Annotated in this window: 20 protein-coding genes; 7 read left to right on the forward strand and 13 right to left on the reverse strand. The window is 61.0% G+C overall.

The features are described from left to right. The 4 genes from ACTHV6_RS03875 to ACTHV6_RS03890 form a co-directional block, all read right to left on the reverse strand. The gene (locus ACTHV6_RS03875; protein WP_441385955.1) at positions 1 to 1,782 is read right to left on the reverse strand and encodes an ABC-ATPase domain-containing protein; all 1,782 of its coding nucleotides are present in this window, start codon (positions 1,780 to 1,782) and stop codon (positions 1 to 3) included. Positions 1,783 to 1,908: 126 nt separating this feature from the next. Further along, positions 1,909 to 3,084: an acetate/propionate family kinase gene (locus ACTHV6_RS03880; RefSeq protein WP_441385956.1), complete on the reverse strand. Its 1,176-nt coding sequence runs from the start codon at positions 3,082 to 3,084 to the stop codon at positions 1,909 to 1,911. A 28-nt stretch (positions 3,085 to 3,112) separates the two neighbouring features. Then, positions 3,113 to 4,744 (reverse strand): phosphate acetyltransferase, encoded by a 1,632-nt coding sequence (gene pta / locus ACTHV6_RS03885; RefSeq protein WP_441385957.1) that lies wholly within the window; start codon positions 4,742 to 4,744, stop codon positions 3,113 to 3,115. 106 nt (positions 4,745 to 4,850) lie between these two features. Then, a complete protein-coding gene (locus ACTHV6_RS03890) occupies positions 4,851 to 5,780 on the reverse strand; it encodes a pseudouridine synthase (RefSeq protein ID WP_441385958.1) in 930 nt (309 codons plus the stop codon). Positions 5,781 to 5,811: 31 nt separating this feature from the next. On the opposite strand from ACTHV6_RS03890, the gene guaA reads away from it, so the two are divergent. Further along, the gene (guaA, locus tag ACTHV6_RS03895; protein WP_441385959.1) at positions 5,812 to 7,380 is read left to right on the forward strand and encodes a glutamine-hydrolyzing GMP synthase; all 1,569 of its coding nucleotides are present in this window, start codon (positions 5,812 to 5,814) and stop codon (positions 7,378 to 7,380) included. A 92-nt stretch (positions 7,381 to 7,472) separates the two neighbouring features. Here guaA and ACTHV6_RS03900 read toward each other — a convergent pair whose 3' ends face one another. Both ACTHV6_RS03900 and ACTHV6_RS03905 read right to left on the reverse strand, forming a co-directional pair. After that, the gene (locus tag ACTHV6_RS03900) at positions 7,473 to 8,744 is read right to left on the reverse strand and encodes a HipA domain-containing protein (RefSeq protein WP_441385960.1); all 1,272 of its coding nucleotides are present in this window, start codon (positions 8,742 to 8,744) and stop codon (positions 7,473 to 7,475) included. Further along, the gene (locus ACTHV6_RS03905; RefSeq protein ID WP_441385961.1) at positions 8,741 to 8,992 is read right to left on the reverse strand and encodes a helix-turn-helix domain-containing protein; all 252 of its coding nucleotides are present in this window, start codon (positions 8,990 to 8,992) and stop codon (positions 8,741 to 8,743) included. The genes ACTHV6_RS03900 and ACTHV6_RS03905 overlap by 4 nt, the downstream gene beginning before the upstream one ends. Positions 8,993 to 9,314: 322 nt before the next feature. On the opposite strand from ACTHV6_RS03905, the gene ACTHV6_RS03910 reads away from it, so the two are divergent. Beyond that, positions 9,315 to 9,551 carry a type II toxin-antitoxin system Phd/YefM family antitoxin gene (locus tag ACTHV6_RS03910; RefSeq protein ID WP_441385962.1) on the forward strand — a complete coding sequence of 79 codons (237 nt, stop codon included), beginning with the start codon at positions 9,315 to 9,317 and terminating at the stop codon, positions 9,549 to 9,551. Next, positions 9,548 to 9,958, forward strand: coding sequence for a type II toxin-antitoxin system VapC family toxin (locus ACTHV6_RS03915; RefSeq protein WP_441385963.1), 411 nt, complete (start codon positions 9,548 to 9,550; stop codon positions 9,956 to 9,958). Before ACTHV6_RS03910 ends, ACTHV6_RS03915 begins: the two co-directional genes overlap by 4 nt. 72 nt (positions 9,959 to 10,030) lie before the next feature. On the opposite strand, the gene ACTHV6_RS03920 is transcribed toward ACTHV6_RS03915, so the two are convergent. From ACTHV6_RS03920 to ACTHV6_RS03950, 7 genes are all read right to left on the reverse strand, one after another. After that, on the reverse strand, positions 10,031 to 10,324 hold the full coding sequence (locus ACTHV6_RS03920; RefSeq protein ID WP_441385964.1) for a ferredoxin family protein: 294 nt from the start codon (positions 10,322 to 10,324) through the stop codon (positions 10,031 to 10,033). Next, positions 10,324 to 11,616 (reverse strand): FAD-dependent oxidoreductase, encoded by a 1,293-nt coding sequence (locus tag ACTHV6_RS03925; protein ID WP_441385965.1) that lies wholly within the window; start codon positions 11,614 to 11,616, stop codon positions 10,324 to 10,326. The genes ACTHV6_RS03920 and ACTHV6_RS03925 overlap by 1 nt, the downstream gene beginning before the upstream one ends. Before the next feature lie 16 nt (positions 11,617 to 11,632). Further along, entirely contained in the window at positions 11,633 to 12,502 is an 870-nt protein-coding gene (locus tag ACTHV6_RS03930) for an electron transfer flavoprotein subunit alpha/FixB family protein (RefSeq protein ID WP_441385966.1), read from the reverse strand. A gap of 12 nt (positions 12,503 to 12,514) precedes the next feature. Beyond that, positions 12,515 to 13,303, reverse strand: a complete 789-nt coding sequence (locus ACTHV6_RS03935) for an electron transfer flavoprotein subunit beta/FixA family protein (RefSeq protein ID WP_441385967.1) — start codon at positions 13,301 to 13,303, stop codon at positions 12,515 to 12,517. 378 nt (positions 13,304 to 13,681) lie between these two features. After that, positions 13,682 to 14,125, reverse strand: a complete 444-nt coding sequence (locus tag ACTHV6_RS03940; RefSeq protein ID WP_441385968.1) for a hypothetical protein — start codon at positions 14,123 to 14,125, stop codon at positions 13,682 to 13,684. After that, positions 14,125 to 15,831 carry a sodium:solute symporter family protein gene (locus tag ACTHV6_RS03945; RefSeq protein WP_441385969.1) on the reverse strand — a complete coding sequence of 569 codons (1,707 nt, stop codon included), beginning with the start codon at positions 15,829 to 15,831 and terminating at the stop codon, positions 14,125 to 14,127. The genes ACTHV6_RS03940 and ACTHV6_RS03945 overlap by 1 nt, the downstream gene beginning before the upstream one ends. Further along, positions 15,831 to 16,928, reverse strand: coding sequence for a Gfo/Idh/MocA family protein (locus ACTHV6_RS03950; RefSeq protein ID WP_441385976.1), 1,098 nt, complete (start codon positions 16,926 to 16,928; stop codon positions 15,831 to 15,833). Before ACTHV6_RS03950 ends, ACTHV6_RS03945 begins: the two co-directional genes overlap by 1 nt. A 142-nt stretch (positions 16,929 to 17,070) precedes the next feature. On the opposite strand from ACTHV6_RS03950, the gene ACTHV6_RS03955 reads away from it, so the two are divergent. The 4 genes from ACTHV6_RS03955 (at position 17,071) to ACTHV6_RS03970 (ending at position 21,296) form a co-directional block, all read left to right on the forward strand. Beyond that, positions 17,071 to 17,445, forward strand: a complete 375-nt coding sequence (locus ACTHV6_RS03955; RefSeq protein ID WP_441385970.1) for a GntR family transcriptional regulator — start codon at positions 17,071 to 17,073, stop codon at positions 17,443 to 17,445. Further along, positions 17,442 to 18,179: an ATP-binding cassette domain-containing protein gene (locus tag ACTHV6_RS03960; RefSeq protein ID WP_441385971.1), complete on the forward strand. Its 738-nt coding sequence runs from the start codon at positions 17,442 to 17,444 to the stop codon at positions 18,177 to 18,179. Before ACTHV6_RS03955 ends, ACTHV6_RS03960 begins: the two co-directional genes overlap by 4 nt. Beyond that, entirely contained in the window at positions 18,176 to 18,961 is a 786-nt protein-coding gene (locus ACTHV6_RS03965) for a hypothetical protein (RefSeq protein ID WP_441385972.1), read from the forward strand. The genes ACTHV6_RS03960 and ACTHV6_RS03965 overlap by 4 nt, the downstream gene beginning before the upstream one ends. Positions 18,962 to 19,067: 106 nt before the next feature. Beyond that, the gene (locus tag ACTHV6_RS03970; protein WP_441385973.1) at positions 19,068 to 21,296 is read left to right on the forward strand and encodes an NAD(+) synthase; all 2,229 of its coding nucleotides are present in this window, start codon (positions 19,068 to 19,070) and stop codon (positions 21,294 to 21,296) included. Positions 21,297 to 21,405: the final 109 nt, after the last annotated feature.

Genomic DNA, 21,405 nt, shown 5'->3' on the forward strand with positions numbered 1-21,405 from the left:
CTAGGCCAGATTCAGCCCTCGGTACCTGTTCAATGCCGCGCCTACATCGATCGGGCGCGGCATTGTCAGATTGGCTGGCCATTGGCGCGCCCCGTAGGCGGTGAGAGCACCAAGGCCCTGCCCCTCAAGGAGTTCCCCGATCTGGGCAGTAAGAGACGCAATGGAAGCGTCACCATCGGCCGTGTGTTCGAGGATCCCCCGAATTGCCCACGCGATCGCCTCGGCCTGTCCGCCCTCCACGATTTGCTCAATATCTGATACGTCAATGCGCTGCTTATCCAGCTGGATCGCATCGCGCCCGAACACCTTGGTCTTGGGCCGATCCCCCTTCTTTGAGCCCCGCAGCACGCGCCGCGCCGCTGTTTTGGGGAAGCTCGCCTCATCGGAGCGCTCACGCGGCTGGGAGGCCACGACGGCGCGCGCCTTGTCCGTCACGTCGAAGCAGCGATAGGTATCCATCATGAGCACGCGATCGGCCACGTCCAGATAATCGCCGGAGCCACCCATCACCATGATGGTGGAGATGCCGCGATCAGCAGCGAGTGCCCCGATTCGGTCCACGAGCGGCGTGATCGGTTCCTTTTCCGCGTGGACGAGCTCGCGCATACGCGAATCACGGATCAAGAGGTTGGTGGCGGAGGTGTCCTCATCCAGAAGCAGCAGCTTCGCTCCCAGTTCGGCGGCCTCCATGATCGAGGCGGCCTGTGAGGTGGAACCCGAAGCGTTTTCGGTGGAGAACACCGTGGTGTCCGCACCTTGGGGCAGGTGCGCGATGAACGGGGACACATCCACGCCGGTTACCGAACGCCCGTCCGCGGCCCGCACCTTCATGGCGGTGCGCACCGTGGCAACAAGCTCGCGCCCGTCCCCACGAATGTGCGCGTACACCCCGCGCTGCAACGCGCTCAGCAGGGTGGATTTACCGTGGTATCCGCCGCCCACGATCACCGTAATCCCCGGCTTCAGGGCCATTCCGGCCACTTCGCCCGCATGCGGCAACTCCACAGCCTCCCGCAATGATTCGGGAGATTCGAAAGCAACGGCCTCCCCCATCGGCAGCTCGGATACCCCCGAACGGCGCGGCAGCACCGCCCCGTTGGCCACGAAGCCGATCCAGCCGCGTTCGGCCAGCACTCCCTGCAGCGCTTGGTAATCCTCATAGGTGGCAACGTGGGCGCGCAGCCGCTCTAGATACTCCGCCGCCCCTTCCGGTGCGAAGTCCAGAGTTTCCATGACGATGTCCGGCACATCGTGATCAAAGATCTCCGCAGCCGTATGCCCCATGATGGTGCGCCCGCGTGCCGGCATCTGTACCTGAAAGCGCAGTTCAATCTGATCGGCGCTCACCGTGCACGCCGAGCGCACGAGGATCTCTTGCCCCGGCCGAGCAATCGTCACCGTGCCGGGCTTGGTGAACCGCCCAATATTGGTTTCGAAGGCACGATTAAGGAAATCCGCCACCCCAACGCGACCGTCGCCCCCGACGATCAGATCGGCGGGAATGCCCATGGCCTCAGGCGTGGCCGTGACCCGACAGCTGGAGGGCGGGGCGAAGGGATCAGCCTGCACGCGATCGATGGCCAGTGTGAAGGGACCGTAATCCCAGTCCCCGATCAGGGACTTGTAGGACCCGTAGTTTCGCCCGTCCAGCCGGTGCAGCGATTCGATCAGTTCATCGTCCAGGCCCTCGCGGCGGCGGGGCGGCCTGTTCGCGTACGCCGGATCTTGGCTCCGGCCACCTGTTCGGTGCCCCTGATGTGAACGGTTCTGGCCATAACTCATGACCCCAGCCTAGACGCACCCGCCCGAAGCCTCCCTGCCGCAGCACCAAACGGTGACGAATCTAGCGCAGAGCCAGTGATGGGGCCAAGCCACCGGCCCAGCCCCATCACCTCACCCGCGCCCGTATCACACCAGCGTCATGGACTGGCGCGCGATGGCTAGCTCTTCGTTGGTAGGGATCACCAGAATGTGGATGGAGGAGTTCGGTGTTGAGATTTCGCGAGCTTCCTTGGAACGCACAGCGTTCTTTTCCTCGTTAATTTCCACACCGAAGGCGCCCAGCCGGTCCACAACTTCGGAGCGCAGGCGATTATCGTTTTCCCCAGCGCCCGCGGTGAACGTGATGGCGTCGATTCCGCCCATGATGGCGCCGTACGCCCCGATGTACTTGACCAGCCGGTGCACGTACACGTCCAGAGCCTCGCGCGCGTTCGCATCGCCCGCATCGGCCAAGTTCCATACCTCGCGCATATCGTTCTGCCCGGTCAGGCCCTTCAGGCCAGACTGCCGGTTGAACAGGTTATCGATCTGCTCGATGTCCATATCCGAGTTGCGGGCAAGGTGGAACACCACGGCCGGATCAATATCGCCGGTGCGCCCGCCCATGACCAGCCCTTCGAGGGGGGTCAGTCCCATCGAGGTTTCAACCGCCGCACCGTTCACCACGGCGGAGGCAGATGCACCGTTGCCCAGGTGCAGCACGATCTGCTTGAGATCGTCGCGGCCCAGCAGCTTCGATGCCTGCCCCGACACGTAGTGGTGGGAGGTGCCGTGCGCGCCGTAGCGGCGAATCTCGTACTTTTCAGCAACCTCGCGATCCAGCGCGTAGGTTGCCGCCTCGTCTGGAAGGTTCTGGAAGAAGGCGGTATCGAATACGGCCACATGAGGCACGTCCGGAAGCAGCTTGCGCGCCACCCGGATGCCAGCCAAGTGAGCCGGATTGTGAAGCGGCCCAAGCGGAATCAGCTGTTCGATCCGCTCCTCCACGGCGTCATCGATCAGCGCCGGGCCATCGAAGTACTTTCCGCCTTGAACCACCCGATGGCCAACGGCCGCGATGGAGCCGTCGGTCAGGCTTGGCCCAACTTCTTCGAACAGCCCGAGCACGCGCTCCAACCCGGCCCCGTGATCGGGCACCGGATCGCTCAGTTCCTTGGTGATGTCACCATAGGTGTGTTCGATGTGGCCGGAGGCCTCACCGATGCGCTCCACAAGGCCGGAGGCGATAGCCGCACCTGATTCCGGATCCACCAGCTGATACTTGATGGATGAGGAACCAGAATTAATGACGAGTACTGACAAGGTTTCTTCCCCAGATTCGATTGATACCTCAGGCCTGCGCCTGAATTGCAGTGATGGCCACGGTGTTGACGATGTCTTGGACAAGGGCACCGCGAGAGAGATCGTTGACCGGCTTGTTGAGCCCCTGCAGCACCGGGCCAACGGCCACGGCGCCAGCGGAACGCTGAACAGCCTTGTACCCGATGTTGCCGGCATTCAGGTTCGGGAACACGAACACGGTTGCCTTGCCTGCCACCGGCGAATCGGGAAGCTTGACCTTCGCCACAGCCTCATCGACGGCTGCGTCATACTGAATCGGCCCTTCGAGCAGTAGATCCGGCGCCTTCTCGCGCGCCATCGCGGTGGCTTCCACAACGGAATCCACATCTGGCCCCTTGCCGGAGGTGCCAGTGGAGTATGACAGCATGGCCACGCGCGGCTCCACGCCGAACTGAACGGCGGTTTCCGCCGAAGATAGCGCGATCCCAGCCAGCTCCTCGGTGGAGGGGTTGGTTGTCACGGCGCAGTCCCCGTACACGTACACGCGATCCTCCATGAGCATGAGGAAGCAGGAGGACACGAGGGCCGCACCCGGCTTTGTCTTGATGATCTGGAAGGAGGGAACGATTGTGTGGGCGGTGGTGTGGGTTGCCCCGGACACCATGCCATCGGCATCCCCCATGTGCACCATCATGGTGCCGAAGTAGGAGACGTCCTTGATCTTCTCGCGGGCCTGCTCCACGGTCACGCCCTTTTTGGCGCGCAGCCGGGCAAACTCCTCCGCATAGCGGTCACACTTTTCCGGATCGTTCAGCGAAACGATCTCCGCCCCCGCAATGTCCAGACCCAGCTCCTCGGCGTGAGCGCGAACCTGCGCTTCCTCGCCCAGCAGCGTAATATTCGCAACCCCACGGGCCAGGAGTTCTTCCGTGGCCTTGAGGATACGCGGATCGTCGGATTCGGGCATGACAATGCGCTTGACATTCGAACGCGCGCGGGACACCAGCGTTGCTTGGAAGTTCAGCGGCGTAATCACATCGGAGCCGAGCTCCATGGCGGCCTTGAGAACCTCAGCATCCCGCTCGTCCACGGTAGGCGTGGTGCCTGCGTAGTGGATGAGCACCGGGGCGTGGATCTCCAGCCCCTTGGCAGCGGCCGCCGCACCTTCGTCCGCATTGCCAATCACGATGGCCGCGAGCGGAGCGTGTTCTCCGGTAATCACATCTGCGGAGAGGGACGTCACCGTCATAACCTGAGCGGGGCTGCGCCCGGCGCCGGGAACCACGAGGATCACGGAGGTTGCGAGGTTTGCGATGGCGCGGCCGTTGCGGGCCACTTGGCCGGGGTTGATGGGATCGCCATCCATGACGCCCAGAATCAGCACGGCATCGTATTGGTCCGCGTAATCGGTGTAGCGCTTGACCAGCTGGGTCATCGCCGCATCTTCGTCCGTTACGTAGGATTCGCGGGTTGTTCCCCATGCGCGATCGGCCTGATCGCGTTCGCCCAGAACATCTAAGAGTTCGAGGAACGGTTCGTCCTGTTCGATCGGGCCGTTTGCCCAACCACGGAAAACGCCAACACGATCGTATTGTGTTGAGAGGAATTCGAGATAGGCTTTCGCGACAGGCTGCGTGCCAGAGTTCGCCTGTGCAGCCGTAAAGTAGACGCTGTGTGCCACGGTGCAATCCTTCCGGTTCAGCTCCCTGAACCTACTAGCTAGCGGGTGTTTCTCGCCCTCTAAATGTTCTCATAATATGTGGGGCTTAGGTCCGCCCTTCCGAAAATCAGGCACGTCCGTGAGGAAAGTCCCACAGGTCGAGTACTCGGTTCGTTTCCACCGTCACGTTTTCTCCGTTGATGGGATCCACGAAGGCGAGGGATCGCGCGAGCAGTTGGAGGGGAGTTTTTTGACGACGACGGCGAATTCCCTCCCCGCCCACCCCTACGTGGCCATAAAACAGATCCCCCACGATGGGCATACCAAGGTGGGCGAACACGGCCCTGATCTGATGAGTCCTGCCGGTGAGCGGACGGACCCGGAAGCCTGCTATCTCACCCGAATGCCATACGCATTTGATATCCGTCAGCGAGTTGGGCTGCCCCGCCTCAACCAACGTGCGTGTGCTGGTGCGGGGCTTTTCGAGGCGCAGCTCGATCCGTTGCCTCTCCCCGATCACCGGCACGCGATCCATACTGCTCACATCCGCCACCGCTAGATACTCCTTCGTGACCCGCCGGTGTTCGAAGAGCAGCTGGTAGGGACCGCGCCACTGGGGCTCCTTCGTCACGAGCACCACGCCCGCCGTTGCGGCATCCAGCCGGTGGGCGGCCACCAGTTGGTCGTTTGTCAGCTGGCGGCGCAGCGCCACCGTCAGGGTGTGGGCCACGTGGCGCCCTCGCGGCATCGTGGCCAGATCGTGCGGTTTGTCCACCGCCAGCCAGCGCTCGTTTTCGGCAAGAATCGGCACTGTGATCGGTTCGTCCGGCTCGTCTGTCACACCGCCAAATGCCCACACAACCTGCCCCACACGTACGGGAGAATCGGGAGTAAGTGGGGATTCGCCGTCGTCGTCAACAATATCTCCACGATCAAAAGCCTGCGGTAGCTCGCTGGCGATCTGAGGCAGAACCTCGCTTACTCTCGCGAGCGCCGTGCCCGCGCTGCGGATGCGAATCGGGCGGGCGTTGATTCCATCGCGGACGGGTGCGGCCATGCCGATATCCTAGCCGGTGTAAACTCGTGGGGTGAGCTTCGAAACTGGTCCTGTTCTTGTTGTTGATTTCGGCGCCCAATACGCCCAGCTGATCGCGCGGCGTGTGCGTGAGGCGCGTGTGTATTCCGAGATTGTTCCCCACACGATGAGTGCTGCGGACATGCTGGCCAAGCATCCGGCCGCCATTATTCTGTCCGGTGGCCCCGCCTCCGTGTATGCCGACGGCGCGCCGTCCATGGATTCCGGCGTGTTCGATGCCGGTGTGCCGGTGCTGGGTATTTGCTACGGATTCCAGACCATGGCGAAGGCGCTCGGCGGCACCGTGGGGGAAACTGGAACCCGCGAATACGGCCACACCGATGCCGAAGTGGGCGAGGGATCCTGCCTTTTCGCCGGTACTCCCGGCGATCAGGTGGTGTGGATGAGCCACGGAGATGCCGTGACTGCGGCTCCCGAGGGATTCGCCGTGACCGCGTCAACGGACGGGACTCCCGTGGCCGCGTTCGAGAATCGCGAGCGCAAGCTGTTCGGGCTGCAGTGGCATCCCGAGGTCAAGCATTCGGCGTTCGGACAGAGGGCGCTGGAGAACTTCCTGTATGACGGGGCGGGGATCGAGCCGAACTGGACATCCGAATCCATTATTGATGCCGAGGTGGCGAAGATCCGGGCACAGGTGGGCGATGCTCAGGTGATCTGCGCGCTATCCGGCGGCGTGGATTCCTCCGTTGCCGCCGCTCTCGTGCACAAGGCGATCGGCGATCAGCTCACGTGTTTCTTCATCGATCACGGGCTGCTGCGCGCGGGCGAACGCGAGCAGGTGGAACAGGATTACGCGGCAGGGATGGGCATCCGCATGGAGACCCACGATGAATCCGAGCGCTTCCTTGGCGCGATGGCCGGGGTGAGCGAACCCGAGGCCAAGCGGAAAATTATCGGGCGCGAATTTATTCGTAGCTTTGAGACGGCGCAGAAGGCGCTGGTGGAAAAGCTCGGAAGCGAGGGCGGGGACGTCAAGTTCCTCGTTCAGGGCACCCTGTACCCGGATGTTGTGGAATCCGGTGGCGGCGAGGGCGCTGCCAACATCAAGAGCCACCACAACGTGGGCGGACTCCCGGACGATATGGACTTCTCCCTCATCGAGCCGCTGCGTTCCCTGTTCAAGGATGAGGTGCGAGCGATCGGACGCGAGCTGGGCGTTCCCGAGAAGATCGTGGCGCGCCAGCCCTTCCCCGGGCCCGGCCTGGGCATTCGTATCATCGGCGAGGTCACGCGCGAACGGCTGGATATCCTGCAAGCTGCGGATCTCATCGTGCGCGAGGAGCTGACGGCTGCCGGGCTGGACGAAGAAATCTGGCAGTGCCCCGTCGTGCTCCTTGCAGATGTTCATTCCGTGGGCGTTCAGGGCGATGGGCGTACCTACGGCCATCCGATCGTGTTGCGCCCCGTCTCCTCCGAGGACGCCATGACGGCCGACTGGACGCGCATGCCCTATGACGTTCTAGCACGCATCTCCAACCGCATCACCAACAACGTTCCCCAAGTTAACCGCGTGGTTCTGGACGTCACCAGCAAGCCGCCGGCCACCATCGAGTGGGAGTAGGCGGTGGGCGACGGGTGGCCTCACCACCCTGCTTCGCCTTCACCTTGGCCGGCAGCCCTCAGAAGCCCAAAAGCAACATGGGTGGAATATCGTCATTCCACAATTGCCTTGGCATTGGTTGCCCAGGAACTGATATTTCGACGCATCCGGCTGATGGACTGAGAAGTCCCGACCACAGCTTCCGCCTCACCAATCGCTTCCATGTAAGCCTGCTCAAGACCGTCTAGCATCGAGCCCACTTCGGCTACATACCACTCAGGCTCGAGTCCAAACTCTGCTGCTTGGAGCGAGATCTCTTTGATCCCGATGTTACGGAACCTGTATTCTCCACCGAATTTCATTGCCATCTTATACTTGTACCATGCCGTCTGAGCGTTGCTGATCAGCGGGCCTGCGATCAAATCATAGGCAGGAGCGAGCCGAGAAGCATTGCCCCTCATGACGAAAGAGACGTTCTTAGAGTGTCCGTCAGTTGCTCCCGATATAGCGTTGAAAGCATGCCAGCGTGCCAGCTCCTCAAGGGGTTGCGTTCCTGCATTTCTCATCTCCCGGCGCACTACTCCGGCAATGTCACCCATCGACGGTCCTCCGTCCGATTGATACTTGCGAACCATCGGATAGGACAACGCTTGACAGGAATCTTCCTGATGAATTCGCGTGATGGCGCCCCGGAAGTTCGAACGGTCATATCGTTGTACGACCACTGCAATCTCACCGTCAAATTCTTCGAGGGTCACCGAGGCTGTGCGGACTCCGAGCTTCCCCGCCGCTCTCATCGTAATGAATTCTGCGACATCTGAGTCTCGTAACCCCTGAACGCCGACTTTGAATATGTGTGTACTCGGAAACCTCCCGACTGGTTCATACCACTTGCCGTCGATAAAGGAGAGCGCGAATTTTCCTTGCTGCCCTGCCAAGGACCATCTGCCAGATTCTAGGGAGGTTGCAACAGCCGAGTTGTCTCGATGTAACCGCCGAATTTCGTTTCCAATATCCTCCAGTGACCATTCCACACGTGAGCCAACCGTCTCAGGATCCATTCCCGCGGGCACAATCTGTACAGCTCCTGCAGCATCAACGCCCACATGGCGTAAGAGGTTGAACGGGGAAGGGCGTTCCTCGCTGAACTTGATCGCGATTCTTGCTCGCAATTCCTCACTGTCAGGCAGAAGATTATCGATCCAGCACCCCGCTTCCTCACCAGGATATTCACGGCGCCGCTTTGGCATCGAGAAGGACAGTGGAGTGGTCTGGGGATCCGCCCGGTAAGCGTCCTCATATGAGAAGGACACGTGGCCCGCAAAATCTTGGGTAAATCTCCCGGCGAGCACACCCTGAAGATAGGCATCCAGTACGTCGCTCATTGCGTGTCCCCGATCAATTCATCAAGCTCGTCAGCAGAGGTGTCATGGAAAACGTTGATTCCTAGGTCAAGCTGTTTCAGCGCCGTGAGCACCATGTCCAACTGCGCCCGAGAAGAGCCATTTTCGACAGAAATGACCCACTGGCGCGTTGCACCCATGGCCTCGGCAAGATCCTGCTGAGACCATCCCTTTTCCTTGCGACGCTCGCGCATGACGGCGCCAATGTCCAGAGCGCTCCCCACGTACATGTGTTAACGGTCGCAGACACCAAGCGCAATGTCAATGCTCGCAGACATTTCTTAAAATGTAATCGATAGCTGACACGCCACGAATTCCAGTTTGCACCCTACGTTGCCCTAGCGGAAATCATTGAAGTCCCCTTACTTGCCACGGACGCCCGTATCGTACGCGCGGCCGGTCATCGAACCCGCTGTATTTTGTTGGACTGACACGAGGCCATCAACAACAACTTGCACCTTGCCCTCTCAGTAGCGGATACCTGTGGCCCTGCCCGGGGAGCTCGTGGAGATCTCTTCCTGCATACGTATCACCGGTGATACGCTTGGGGCCATGAGCACAGTATCAGTTCGAGACCTGAGGAACCATGGAGGAGATGTGCTTGAGCGCGTCGCTCGTGGTGAATCCATCGTCGTCACACGCGACGGTTCCCCGGCTGCGCAATTAACGCCGCTGCGCCGCCCCAGCGCACCTCCGTCTGAGCTGATCGAACGACGTCGGCGGCTGCCCCGAGTCGATCCTGAGTCACTGCGTCACGATATCGATACATTACTGGATCCAACGCTGTGACAGCCCCGCGCGGAGTACTCGATACCTCAACAGTCATTCGGCTAGGTGACGTAGCCGATGCATCTCAACTTCCAGATGATTCAGTTATCACCTCGATAACGTTGGCCGAACTCGCCGTCGGACCGCTCGTCGCCACTGACAACCAAGAACGCGCAGCTCGCCAAGCCCATCTACAGCAAGCGGAGGCAGATTTCGATGTCCTTCCGTTCGACGCCGCAGCCGCTCGCGCTTTCGGCAGTGTTGCTGCTAGCCTGCGGGCAGCCGGACGCAAGCCGACTGCCCGCGCCTACGACGCGCTTATCGCGGCAACAGCTATTGCAAACGGACTACCGGTCTTCACCTGCAATCCCGCAGATTTCCTCGGGATCGATGGGCTGAACGTTGAGCCGGTATTAATCGAAGACTGAATGATGTCAATGCTCGGAGACATTTCTTAAAATGTAACCGTTCGCCGCCCCATTGCCGATGATCGGCAGCCTTTATCCCTCGCGGAAGCGGATGCCGGTGGCACCTTCCGGATAGTGCCAAATGAGGGCGCCGGGAGCAGCCATCTGGCGGCACAGTCCGCATTCGAGGCAGGCGGCGAACTCCACGGAGATCGTGCCGTCTTCTTCCTCGCGATACACGTGGGCCGGGCAAATCTTGGTCAAGAGCTTGCCAGTGCCCGTGGCCTTGGCGATCTCCTGATTGACCTCGATGTGGGGGTTGCCCTCATCCACCTCATAAGCGTTCTTGGCCAGCCGCGATTCGACGTTTCCCAACGAAAATGCCATCACAGAGCCCTCACTGCCTGATACGCGACCTTCGCGAGCCTGCTCAGCTTCATCCCCGAGCCCTTCACCGCATCCCACGCGGTAGGCAGGATGTGCTTGCGCGGGCTCTGATCAAGGTTGTACACACCGTGCAGAACATCCGCCAGCATCTCCCCGATCTTTCCGTACATCTCCGGGCTTTCCAAGAAATCCGGCGCCTTGGCATACGTGTCCATGTCCGCGCCCACAAACGTCGCCTCATATTCGCTCACGTAATTCTCGAGCGTTTCTTGAGAGAAATCCTCAGCCTCGAACGCCTGCCCGATGGCCGTAGCAGCCGCACGGGCCGATCCGGCAGCAAGGTCCATTCCGCGAATCGTGAAGCCGGTGTTGAGCGTGAACCCCGCAGCATCCCCAATCACCACAAGGCCGGAACGCACCAGATCGTGCTGCATCCTCTTGCCACCCTCGGCCACCATATGGCACCCGTACTCCACGAGCTCGCCGCCCTCAAGGAACGGCTTGATCGCCGGATGCTCGAGGAAATGATCGTGAACATCAGTGACCACATAGTTGCCGTGCTCCAGCGCCGGCACATTCACCACAATCCCGATCGAAACCGAATCGCGATTCGTATACATGAAACCACCGCCAGGCAGCCCCTCAGTTGCATCCCCCACGATCTGGTAAGCCGCACCCTCGTTCCCCGTCACGTTGAAACGTTCGCGGATTCTTTCCTCACCGAGGGAGACCACGGATTTGACGCCGATCGCCATGTTTTCATTGGGTTCCTTTTCCCGGATCCCCGCTTCTTGGGAAATGAACGAGTTGATTCCATCAGCGGTGACGACGACGTGCGCCCGCAGCTCATCCTCACCCGAACACACTCCCACAAACTGCTCACCCTCACGCAGCAGCCCATCCACCCTAAAGCCGGGCATCAGGGTAACGCCAGCCTCCTCACACTGCTCGGCGAGCCACGGATCAAACCTAGAGCGCAGGACCGTCACCGCGTTGACGGGCTCGGACAGGCGCTTGTCCCAGTAGTCAATGTTGACGAAGGATTCCTTGTTAAGGAAGCTCAGGCAGTTGCGGGTGATGACGCGTTCAATCGGGGCGTCCTCGATGAAGTTCGGGAAGATCTCCTCCATGATCCGGCAATAGAAAACGCCGCCGGAGAGGTTCTTCGAACCGGGCTCGTCGCCACGTTCGATCAGCAAGACCTCCCTGCCCTGCTGGGCGAGAAGGTAGGCACAGGTGAGCCCTGCAACGCCACCGCCAATGACGATCGCGTCAAAATCTACGTCACCCATGCCCCGTCCTTGCTCCTTATTCGTTCAACGCCGCGACGATCTGCGGAATCACCTCGTAGAGGTCACCCACGATCCCGTAATCCGAATCCTCAAACATCGTAGCGGTCTCATCGTTGTTAATTGCCACGATGGTCCCAGATTCGAGGATCCCCGCCGTGTGGTGTACCTGGCCGGAGATGCCGATGGCGAAGTACAGCTCGGGGGCAATCACTTGGCCGGAGACGCCCACATACTGGTCGCGCTGCATCCAGCCGAGTCCTTCGGACAGTGGCCGCGAGCAGGCAACTTCCCCGCCGATAGCCTCCGCCAGATCCGATGCTAGCTGCAGATCGTCCTGCTCCTTGAAGCCGCGGCCAGCGGCAACAACACGTTCTGCCGATCCCAAGTTGACGCTTTCCACCTCGGCCTGCTCGATGGCCGAAATCGTGGCAGTGTAATCCTTGGCGCCGAACGTGACGGCCTCGGGGACCTCCCCGGCTGGCTGTACGCCGCCATCAAGGATGGCCACTACTGTGCCGTCGAATGTCACGTTATCCAAGCTGATGCCGCCGGCCTTGGAAACTTGTGCGGAGCCAGCCTGAAGCGACTTCACGGACGTCAGAACGGGTGCGCCAAGCTTGGCTGCAACGGCGCCAGCGAGTACGCGCTCAGCCGGGCGATTGGGCGCCAGCACTACGTCACCAGGTTCGGCATCGATGGCGGCGGCAACACTCGGTGCAGCCACTTCGGCCGGGGCCGTGGCCTCAAGCTCAATGGCGATCGTTTCGTCCACGCCGGCGATCGGCAGGTTGCCAACGGTCACCGCAGTGACGGTTCCGCCGAGCTCACGGGCCTGATCAGCAAGTGTTCCCACGCCGGTTTCGGCCGCAATAATCCATGTTTTCATGATCAAAACCTCTCAGAGAACACCGTCGGCGCGCAGCGCTGCAACAAGCTGATTGGCAGCGTCAGGGCCGTTCAACAACACATTCTTGCGGATCTTGGACTCGGGCTTGGCGGTGCCAGTCACGGCCACCGGTGCCTCAACAAGTTCCAAATCTGCCTCCTGTACCGTTGCCACGGGCTTCTTCGCCGCCGCAAGCATCTCCTTCATCGAAGGATTCTTTGCACTGACAGCCTCGGGAGTCGCGGCAACAACCACCGGCCCAGTCACGGCCACCGTGCGCGTTCCGCCGGGGACGGACTGCGTGATGCTGTAGCCGTCATCCGTCTTCTCAAGGGCTGTGACCTCCTGAAAACACGGCCAGCCCAAGAACCCAGCCGTGATGGCGGACATCATCTTGGCCCCGTCGTCGATCGAAGAATCCCCCGTAATCAACAGGTCAGCGCCCTCGATCTGGCCCACCAAGGATGCCAGTGCGGAGGCAACCTTCGTGGAACTCCACGAATCCACCCCGTCCTGGCCGAAAAGCAAGGCGCGATCAAGGCCCTTGGACAGGGCGTTGCGCGTGGCCATCTTGTGGGTCAGCGCGCTAGTGCCAGCACTAATGCCCACCAGCTCGGTATCCTGAGCATCCGCAACATTGCGGCCCAGCTGGATCGCCACCGGATCGTATTCACTGATCTCGGGCTTGGCGCGGGTCCAGTCAATGGCGCCACTGGCATCCACCGAGGCATCCTGGGGATTCGCCGCGTATTTGTACGCAACAACAACGGTCATGTAATCCTCACTTTCAAACGTCTCCACCTTATATGGTAGGCAATCCCCGGCACGAACGCCGTGGCGCGAAGCACGCCACGGCCGACAGGGTCAACACGTGTGGCGGCGGGGCTCAGATCCCCCATGAATTCTCATTATGCCCGCGGCGCTGACTGAGAGGCTCGTCCGGCGCCGTCGCCACGGACCGGTAAAACTGCCACCTTCTGCTGAATTTCGCGAGGTGACAACTTACGGCGCCTCGGGACAGGTTGCAACATGTCAACAGCGGCATTAAGTGGTCCACTCAGGATTTAGGGGCGTGCTGCCGCGCCTGCTAACCCTGATACACCCCATGTCATCCACCAGATCCCCCTCATCCGCATCCGGCAGCACTCTTCGGCACCATAACGGTCCAGAGAGCTACCCCTACTCGGCGTCCGGGGCGCCCTCCACCACATGCACGCCGTGCTCGATCTCCGGCGGGCGCGCCATGAGCCACAGGAAGAAGCACAGAGCTGCGAACAGCATGCCAAGCCCGGTCCACAGGTCTAGGTTAATTCCGGCAGCCTTGGCCAGATCAGCCTCGGTCACGAAAAACGCGCCGTACACCGTGAGCATCGCACCAAAAACGGCAAACATCGCCGCGGCCCACGAGCGCAGGTCAAGCCACGTTTCAGCGGACATGCGGGGGTGACGATGGGCTGGCGCGCCCTTCTTCTCCACACCTGCAGCCATTCCTTCAGCCTGTGTTTCGTGCACGATTGGCCCCAATCCCTCGGTTCGCGTGAGGCGTCCCGCTTGCTCACCCACGTCAGATTCTCCGGCCTTCCCAGCTTGCGCCCACTCGGTTCGCCCAGTTTCTCGCTCCATCACTGCCCCACCGTCACATTCAGAATAATGAGCACCACGATCACCGCGATGCCCAAAGGCCACGGATTGTCCTTCAGATCAAGCTTCGTCCCGGTTGCCACCATCTGCCGCCGTTCCTTGACGGCAACGCGGTGCAGATCGGGGGCGGGCTGGGCGCCCTGAATCTCCATGTTGGCCCTCCCCCACACGAGCCCGTCCAGCTCCTCCAAGGGTTTGGCCTCCCGCCTCCACGTGACAAGCACGGACACCGCCACATCAAACACGAAGGCCATCCCGGACCCGGTAAAGCTGGCGGCCTGCTGCGAATTGAACTCCAACCAACCGGCCATGTACCCCACCTGCACACCGGCAGCCCCGAGCGCTCCGGCCACTAGCCCCCACAGGCCAGCCTCGGGCGCCATCCGTTTCCAGAACATCCCCAAGATGAACGTGGCGAATAGCGGCGCGGAGAAGATGGACTGGAGCAGCTGCAGGTAATCCTGAATGTTGTTGAAGGTGGCGGCGATGAACGCCGCCCCGATCGCGATGAGCACGCCGGCCACGGTGAGCCGCCGCCCCACCTTCAGGTAGTAGGTGTCCTTCTGTCCCGGCCGCACGTACGTTTGCCACAGGTCGTAGGTGACAACCGTGTTGAACGCGGACACGTTGGCAGCCATCCCCGCCATGAAGGCCGCAATGAGCGCCGCGAGCGCAAGCCCTACCAGCCCGGTCGGCATGACTTCGCCGATCAAGGCGGGCAGTGCCTCGTTGTGAGCGAGTTCGCCACTTGCCAGCTCGGGCACCAGCAGCGCCGCGATCAGCCCTGGCGTGATGATGATGAGCGGCAGGAACATCTTCGGGATGGCGGCAATGATTGGGGTGCGTTGGGCAGCGGACATGTCCTTGGCGGACAGGGCGCGCTGAACCTCGGTGAAGTTCGTGGTCCAATACCCGAACGAGTTGACGAAACCCATCCCCAGCAGCAGCGCGATCCAGTTACCGTACGGGTTCGTGGTGTTGCCCAGCCCGGTTCCGCCCCACACGCTCAGGCCGTCCTTGCCGAGCACCTGTGTCTGATTGAGTGTCTCAAGAAGCCCATCCACTCCACCCACGCGCGCCAGTCCGCCCACCGTGAGCGGGATGAGGAATGCCACGATGATGAAGAACTGGAGCACCTCGTTATACATGGTGGCCGTCAGCCCGCCCATCGCCGTGTAGAGAAGCACCACACCGGCCGCAATGAGGATCGAAACGGGCATCGGGATGCCGATCAGCACGTTGATGATCAGAGCGAGGGCAAACAGGTTCACGCCAGCGATAAGGATCGTGGCCACTGAGAAGATAATCGATTGGTACAGGTGCGTGGCGCGATTGAAGCGCAAGCGCAGGTATTCGGGCACTGAGCGCACGCGCGAACCGTAGTAGAACGGCATCATCATGAGCCCTAGGAACACCATCGCCGGCACGGCGCCGATCCAGTAGTAGTGAACGGTCGGCAGGCCGTATTGCGAACCGTTGGCCGCCATGCCCAGAAGCTCCGTGGCACCGATGTTCGCGGAAAGGAACGCCAGTGCGCAGATCCACGCGGGGAGCGAGCGCCCGGAGAGGAAGTAATCCTCAGAGGTGAGAACCTTCCGCTTCGTCACCACTCCGATGGCGATCACGAAGATGAGGTAGACAACCACGAACGAATAGTCGAAGGCGGTTGCGTCCAGTCGCAAGTCCATTACGCCTCGTTTCCGGTTTTTTGGGACGACGACGGCGGCTCCGCCGCAATCTCCTCCAGCCGCACGGGCCGATGCTCGCGGCGTGAGATGGAGCAGGCCTCGGAGATCCGGAGGGCGGCCACGGCATCCTCGATGCCGGCCGTGATGTTACCTGTTCCTGCTGCGACCTCCATGAAGGCCCGCATTTCCGCCTCGTAGGCGGGCTTGAAGCGCAAGATGAAATCAACCCATGGATCGCCGGCCGGGTAGGTGGCGGCTGGCTCGGTGGAGGTCATGGGTAAGTGCTCATCCAAGCCCACCGTGTCAGTGCCCAGCGTGCCGTGCAGCTCCATACGCACGTCGTAGCCAGCACCGTTGAAGCGTGAGGAGTGGGCTGTCACGAGGGCACCGTTGGTCAGGGTCAGGAGCACGACCGTTTCGGCAACGTCCCCAAAGTCTGCGAAGTCCGGCATGCCCAGATCGGTGCCGATGGCGTATGCCTCGCTCACCTCTTGGCCAGATACCCAGCGCAGCGCATCAAAATCGTGAATGAGGCAATCTGTGTAGATACCGCCGGAGGCAGCGAGGAACTCGCGCGGGGCTGGCGCTTGATCGAGCGTTCCCATGTGAACCCGGCGCAGATCGCCAATCTTTCCGGCGCGGAGGTTGTTGCGGGCCGTGGTGTAGCCGGCATCGAAATGGCGCTGGAAGCCCATCTGGAGGCGGACGCCCTTCTCACGGACGATTCGAGCCACCTCGAGGGTCGTGGCCAGATCGGTTGAAACTGGCTTCTCACAAAAGATCGGGATACCCAGCCCTGCGGCACGGTCAATTGTGGCCGCGTGGGTGTCCGTTGGCGTGGTGATCACCAGGCCGTCCAGATCGGAGGAGGCGAGGAGCTGATCGGGAGTGCGGACCTCAACACCCGGTACTTCTGCCGCAAAGTCTGCTGTGAGCTGTGGGCGCGTATCGGCTACAACAAGCCGATCCGCCAGTGGTGCGAGGATCTTGGCGTGCATCGCTCCAATGCGCCCAAGGCCCAGCAAGCCAATCGTTACCATGTGCAGTCTTCTTTCTCTGGGCCCGCGCGGCCATCGCGCATCCCTCAGTCTTGATATATCGGCACGATACTACAAGCTGATCAATTTCATCACACCGAGCCACGCATTTGCCCTGTGACATATGTCTGAGTTGACACCCCATCGGTTCTATGGTTAATTAGTCATGTAACTAACCGACATACTAACGAGGTGAAGCTGAATGGACTTTTCAGATGACCGCCCGATCTACCTACAGATCGCGGACAGCATCCGAAGCCAGATTCTGACGGAGAGCCTCAAGCCGGGAGATCAACTCATGTCCACAACCCAATACGCCAACACGTTCCGCATCAACCCAGCCACCGCCAATAAGGCGTTCGGCCTGCTGGTGGACGATGGAACGGTGGCTAAGCGCCGCGGCGTCGGGATGTTCGTGACGGACGAGGCCCCGGAGATTCTCCGCGAAGAAGGCAAGAAATCATACGTTCCAAACCATCTGGAACCCGCACTATCCGAAGGCCTAGAACTGGGCCTAACTCCAGAGGAAATCCTCGGACTCGCCCGGAATTTCTTTACCGTAAAGGAGCAATCATGAGCGCAAGCATCGAACTTTCGCACGTTAATTTCAGCTATGGGATGCGCCATGACAGCGCGCTGAACGATGTCAGCTTCTCCGTGGCACCGGGCTCCATCACGGGACTGTTCGGGCGCAACGGCTCGGGCAAGTCAACCCTCGCGATGCTGATCGCCGGGCAAGCACATGCCAGTGCTGGCGAGATTCTCATCGATGGGACGCCCGTGTTCGAGAACCCGGAGCTCATGGCCAACGTGTGCAACGCGGCTGATGCCATGGCGATCTTCGGCGATGAGAAGATCAAGAACACGCTCAAGCTGTGGCGGGATGTCCGGCCGAACTGGGATGAAGAATTTGCTGGGCGGCTGTTTGACACGTTCCAGCTATCCACCAAGAAGAAGCCAGACAACCTCTCACGCGGGCAGCGTTCGGCGTTGCACGCAATCCTCGGGCTGGCATCGCGCTGCCCTGTCACCATATTCGACGAGGTCCATCTGGGCATGGATGCTGTGGCCCGTGAGGTGTTCTACCGCACCGTACTGGCCGATTACACACAGAATCCACGCACCATCATCATGTCCTCCCACCTCATCGATGAAATTGAAGACCTGTTAGATCACGTGCTGTTCGTGCACGAGGGCCGAATTATCGAGCACGGCGAGGCCGATGAGGTCCGCGAGCGCCACGCAGGTGCCGGCAAGCTTCCCTCCCTGACCGACGTGTTAGTGGAGATGACGATTGGAGACCAATCATGAGTAACCTGACAAAACGTCACGTCAAGGACCACCTGTCAACGAACCTGTGGACCGTTGGCACAATGGCGGTACTTTCCCTGTTGTCCCTGATCGTTCTAGCGATCTTTGGCAATCGAGTTCAATTCTCGCTATTCGGCGTCGATTATCTTGGATTCTCATTCGAGCTGAATCAGGCTGGTGCAGAACCTTCGCAATGGGCGGATGTTTCTGGGGCCACGAAGCTCATCACGATCGCCGCCGTGGCGGTGGGCGTTGTGATGATGGTCTGCTACATCACCAGCATTACCTATGCGGCAACCGCGCGCACCTACTTGGGCGCCGGGGTGGCACGGCGAACCTACATGAAATCGCAACTGGCGGCATGGGCCGCGAGCGCGCTATCCGTGGCCATCGCCTGCCTGCTAGTGGCAGTAATCGCGGGATTCGCTCAGTCCGATTTCTCGGGCACCGTGGCGATCAACGAATACGAGCTATCGGGGCTGCTGTGGTACGCGCCGCTCGCAGCTCTGGTGGGTACATTCCTCGCTCATGCCGCCGGATTCTTGACGGGCATCGTGTTTGTGCGGCTCCCGTGGTTCGCTGGGGTTGGCGCCATCTTGGCCTTCGTCATTCTGGACTCAGTGACCGATGGCGGAATCTCCAGCTGGGGTGGCTTCTTGGATTGGTCAGCCACCGGCGGCGGGGCGCAGCTCCTCAAGCATGTGGTGGCTGGCACCGTGCAGTCCGTGGCGGCGGTTGGAATATCGTGGGCGCTTCTACGCCATCTGGCGATCAGGCGATGATCTGACAGACCCGACCCCTCACGTTGGCACCCAATTCTCACAGGCTGGCACTCAGTCTCGCGGGTTGGGTGCCAACGTGTCGGAACCCTCTGGCAAACTAGTGGCTATGGATTACTACTCCATCTACTCTCAGGGCCTCGCCCGTGTTGCCGCCTGCACCCTTCCTGTGCAGGCGGCACAGCCGTTGGCCAACGCCCATGACATTGCCGAAGCCTCCGTTGAATGCGACAGGCAGGGCGTGGCCCTTGCGGCCTTTCCGGAACTGTCCCTCACCGGCTACAACATTGATGATCTGTTGCTCCAAGACGTGCTTCTAGATGAAGTTCTCGAAGCAATCGAGTACGTGCGAGATGCCTCGAGCGAGCTGTTGCCCGTGATTGTCGTTGGCGCTCCCCTGCGCTATGGGAACCGCATCTACAACTGCGCCGTGGTGATCCACCGCGGCCGCGTGTTAGGCGTGGTGCCCAAGTCCTACATCCCGAACTACCGCGAGTTCTATGAGAAGCGGCACTTCGCATCAGGCGCACAGATTCGCGGGGGTCAGATCGAGCTGCCTGGCGTTGCATTGAACGAGCTGGAAGTTGAGGCTATCGCCGAGGCGTTGGAACCTGCCGATGGTGAGTACTTCGCCACTGAAGACATGCTGCGCATTCAAGATTATGATTCCGCGCCAGCAACCGTGCCGTTTGGCGTGGACCTCCTGTTCCGTGCCAAGGATCTGCGTGGGTTCACTTTCCATGTGGAGGTGTGTGAGGACATGTGGGTACCGGTGCCGCCTTCAGCGGAAGCAGCGCTGGCAGGGGCCTCCGTGCTCGTCAACATCTCCGGCTCCCCCATTACCGTTGGCCGGGCCGCGGATCGCCAGTCCCTCGTGCAGGCCGCCTCCACCCGGTGCGCCGCCGCCTACCTGTACACGGCGGCCGGTCAGGGCGAATCCTCCACGGATCTCTCGTGGGACGGGCAAGCCATGGTGTATGAGCTGGGCAACGAGTTGGCATCCTCCGATCGGTTTGCTCTTGGGCGCCAGCTAACGATCACTGATATTGATCTGGATGTGCTGCGCCAAGAACGCTCGCGTCAGGGAACATTCGATGACAATCGCGAGGCTCTGGGTGTTGAGGCGGGACGCGCAATATCAGACGATCTTGGCCAACGCACCGGTGCTCGCGCCCAGCATCGAACGGTGATGTACACGCTCGATCCCCCGAGCGGGGATATTGGCCTGCGCCGGGAGGTGGCGCGCTTCCCGTTCGTGCCAGCGAACGAAGCCCTGCTCAATCAGGATTGCTATGAGGCGTACAACATTCAGGTGTACGGCATCACCCAACGCCTGCGCGCGATCGGTAACCCGAAGCTGGTGATCGGTGTATCTGGCGGCCTCGATTCCACGCATGCCCTCATCGTGGCGGCGCGTGCGATGGATATGCTCGGGCGCCCACGCACGGATATTCTGGCCTACACGCTCCCCGGTTTTGCCACCTCGGACCATACGAAGAACAACGCGTACCGGCTGGCGGAAAGCCTCGGGGTAACGTTCGAGGAGATCGATATCCGCCCCGCCGCCTCCCAGATGCTGGCGGACATGGGCCATCCGTTTGCCACCGGCGAGGAGGTCTATGACGTCACGTTCGAAAACGTGCAAGCCGGCCTACGAACGGATTTCCTGTTCCGCCTAGCCAATGAGAAGGGCGGGATCGTGCTGGGAACGGGAGATCTGTCCGAATTAGCCCTTGGCTGGTGCACGTTCGGGGTGGGCGATCAAATGAGCCACTACAACGTGAACCCCGGCGTACCCAAAACTCTGATGCAGCACCTGATCCGTTGGGTGATCTCCTCCCACCAGTTCTCGGATGAGGTGGGAGACGTCCTCCAGTCCATTGTGGACACGGAGATCTCCCCGGAGCTTGTTCCGGCCAAGGACGGGGCCAATATCCAGTCCACCCAACAAAAGATCGGCCCCTATGAGCTGCAGGACTTCACGCTGTACTACCTGCTGCGATTCGGACTGCGCCCCTCGAAGATCGCCTTCTACGAGTGGCACGCGTGGCACGATGCCACGGCGGGCAGATTCCCGGTGGGCTTTCCCGCCGAGGACCGCCACGAATACACGATGGCTGACATCAAGAAGTGGATGGAGCTGTTCCTCAAGAGGTTCTTCTCCAACCAGTTCAAGCGCTCCACGCTCCCCAACGGCCCCAAGGTGGTTGCCGGTGGAACGCTCTCCCCGCGCGGAGACTGGCGCATGCCCTCGGATGTGTCCGGAGCCGTCTGGCTCAAGGATCTCGCGCGCGTACCCGAGGCAGCACACAAGCTCGAACCGCATTCACAGTCCTGAGGCAGAATCCTCACCCACACTAGAGAAAGGCACTATATGTCCATCGAACTAGTCACCGAATCCAGCCCAGAGCTGGTGACCGCCATGAACACGCTGGTCCCCCAGCTGT

The sequence above is a fragment of the Ancrocorticia sp. genome (assembly GCF_052089425.1).
Taxonomy (GTDB): domain Bacteria; phylum Actinomycetota; class Actinomycetes; order Actinomycetales; family Actinomycetaceae; genus Ancrocorticia.

What these genes read in the sequence shown, in the direction of transcription:
- ACTHV6_RS03945 (WP_441385969.1), bottom strand. Translation starts at nt 15,831, where the DNA reads ATGGACTTGCGACTGGACGCAACCGCCTTCGACTATTCGTTCGTGGTT.
- ACTHV6_RS03930 (WP_441385966.1), bottom strand. Translation starts at nt 12,502, where the DNA reads ATGAAAACATGGATTATTGCGGCCGAAACCGGCGTGGGAACACTTGCT.
- ACTHV6_RS03970 (WP_441385973.1), top strand. Translation starts at nt 19,068, where the DNA reads ATGGATTACTACTCCATCTACTCTCAGGGCCTCGCCCGTGTTGCCGCC.
- ACTHV6_RS03965 (WP_441385972.1), top strand. Translation starts at nt 18,176, where the DNA reads ATGAGTAACCTGACAAAACGTCACGTCAAGGACCACCTGTCAACGAAC.
- ACTHV6_RS03890 (WP_441385958.1), bottom strand. Translation starts at nt 5,780, where the DNA reads ATGGCCGCACCCGTCCGCGATGGAATCAACGCCCGCCCGATTCGCATC.
- ACTHV6_RS03960 (WP_441385971.1), top strand. Translation starts at nt 17,442, where the DNA reads ATGAGCGCAAGCATCGAACTTTCGCACGTTAATTTCAGCTATGGGATG.
- ACTHV6_RS03910 (WP_441385962.1), top strand. Translation starts at nt 9,315, where the DNA reads ATGAGCACAGTATCAGTTCGAGACCTGAGGAACCATGGAGGAGATGTG.
- ACTHV6_RS03905 (WP_441385961.1), bottom strand. Translation starts at nt 8,992, where the DNA reads ATGTACGTGGGGAGCGCTCTGGACATTGGCGCCGTCATGCGCGAGCGT.
- ACTHV6_RS03940 (WP_441385968.1), bottom strand. Translation starts at nt 14,125, where the DNA reads ATGGAGCGAGAAACTGGGCGAACCGAGTGGGCGCAAGCTGGGAAGGCC.
- ACTHV6_RS03955 (WP_441385970.1), top strand. Translation starts at nt 17,071, where the DNA reads ATGGACTTTTCAGATGACCGCCCGATCTACCTACAGATCGCGGACAGC.
- ACTHV6_RS03900 (WP_441385960.1), bottom strand. Translation starts at nt 8,744, where the DNA reads ATGAGCGACGTACTGGATGCCTATCTTCAGGGTGTGCTCGCCGGGAGA.
- ACTHV6_RS03925 (WP_441385965.1), bottom strand. Translation starts at nt 11,616, where the DNA reads ATGGGTGACGTAGATTTTGACGCGATCGTCATTGGCGGTGGCGTTGCA.
- ACTHV6_RS03875 (WP_441385955.1), bottom strand. Translation starts at nt 1,782, where the DNA reads ATGAGTTATGGCCAGAACCGTTCACATCAGGGGCACCGAACAGGTGGC.
- ACTHV6_RS03920 (WP_441385964.1), bottom strand. Translation starts at nt 10,324, where the DNA reads ATGGCATTTTCGTTGGGAAACGTCGAATCGCGGCTGGCCAAGAACGCT.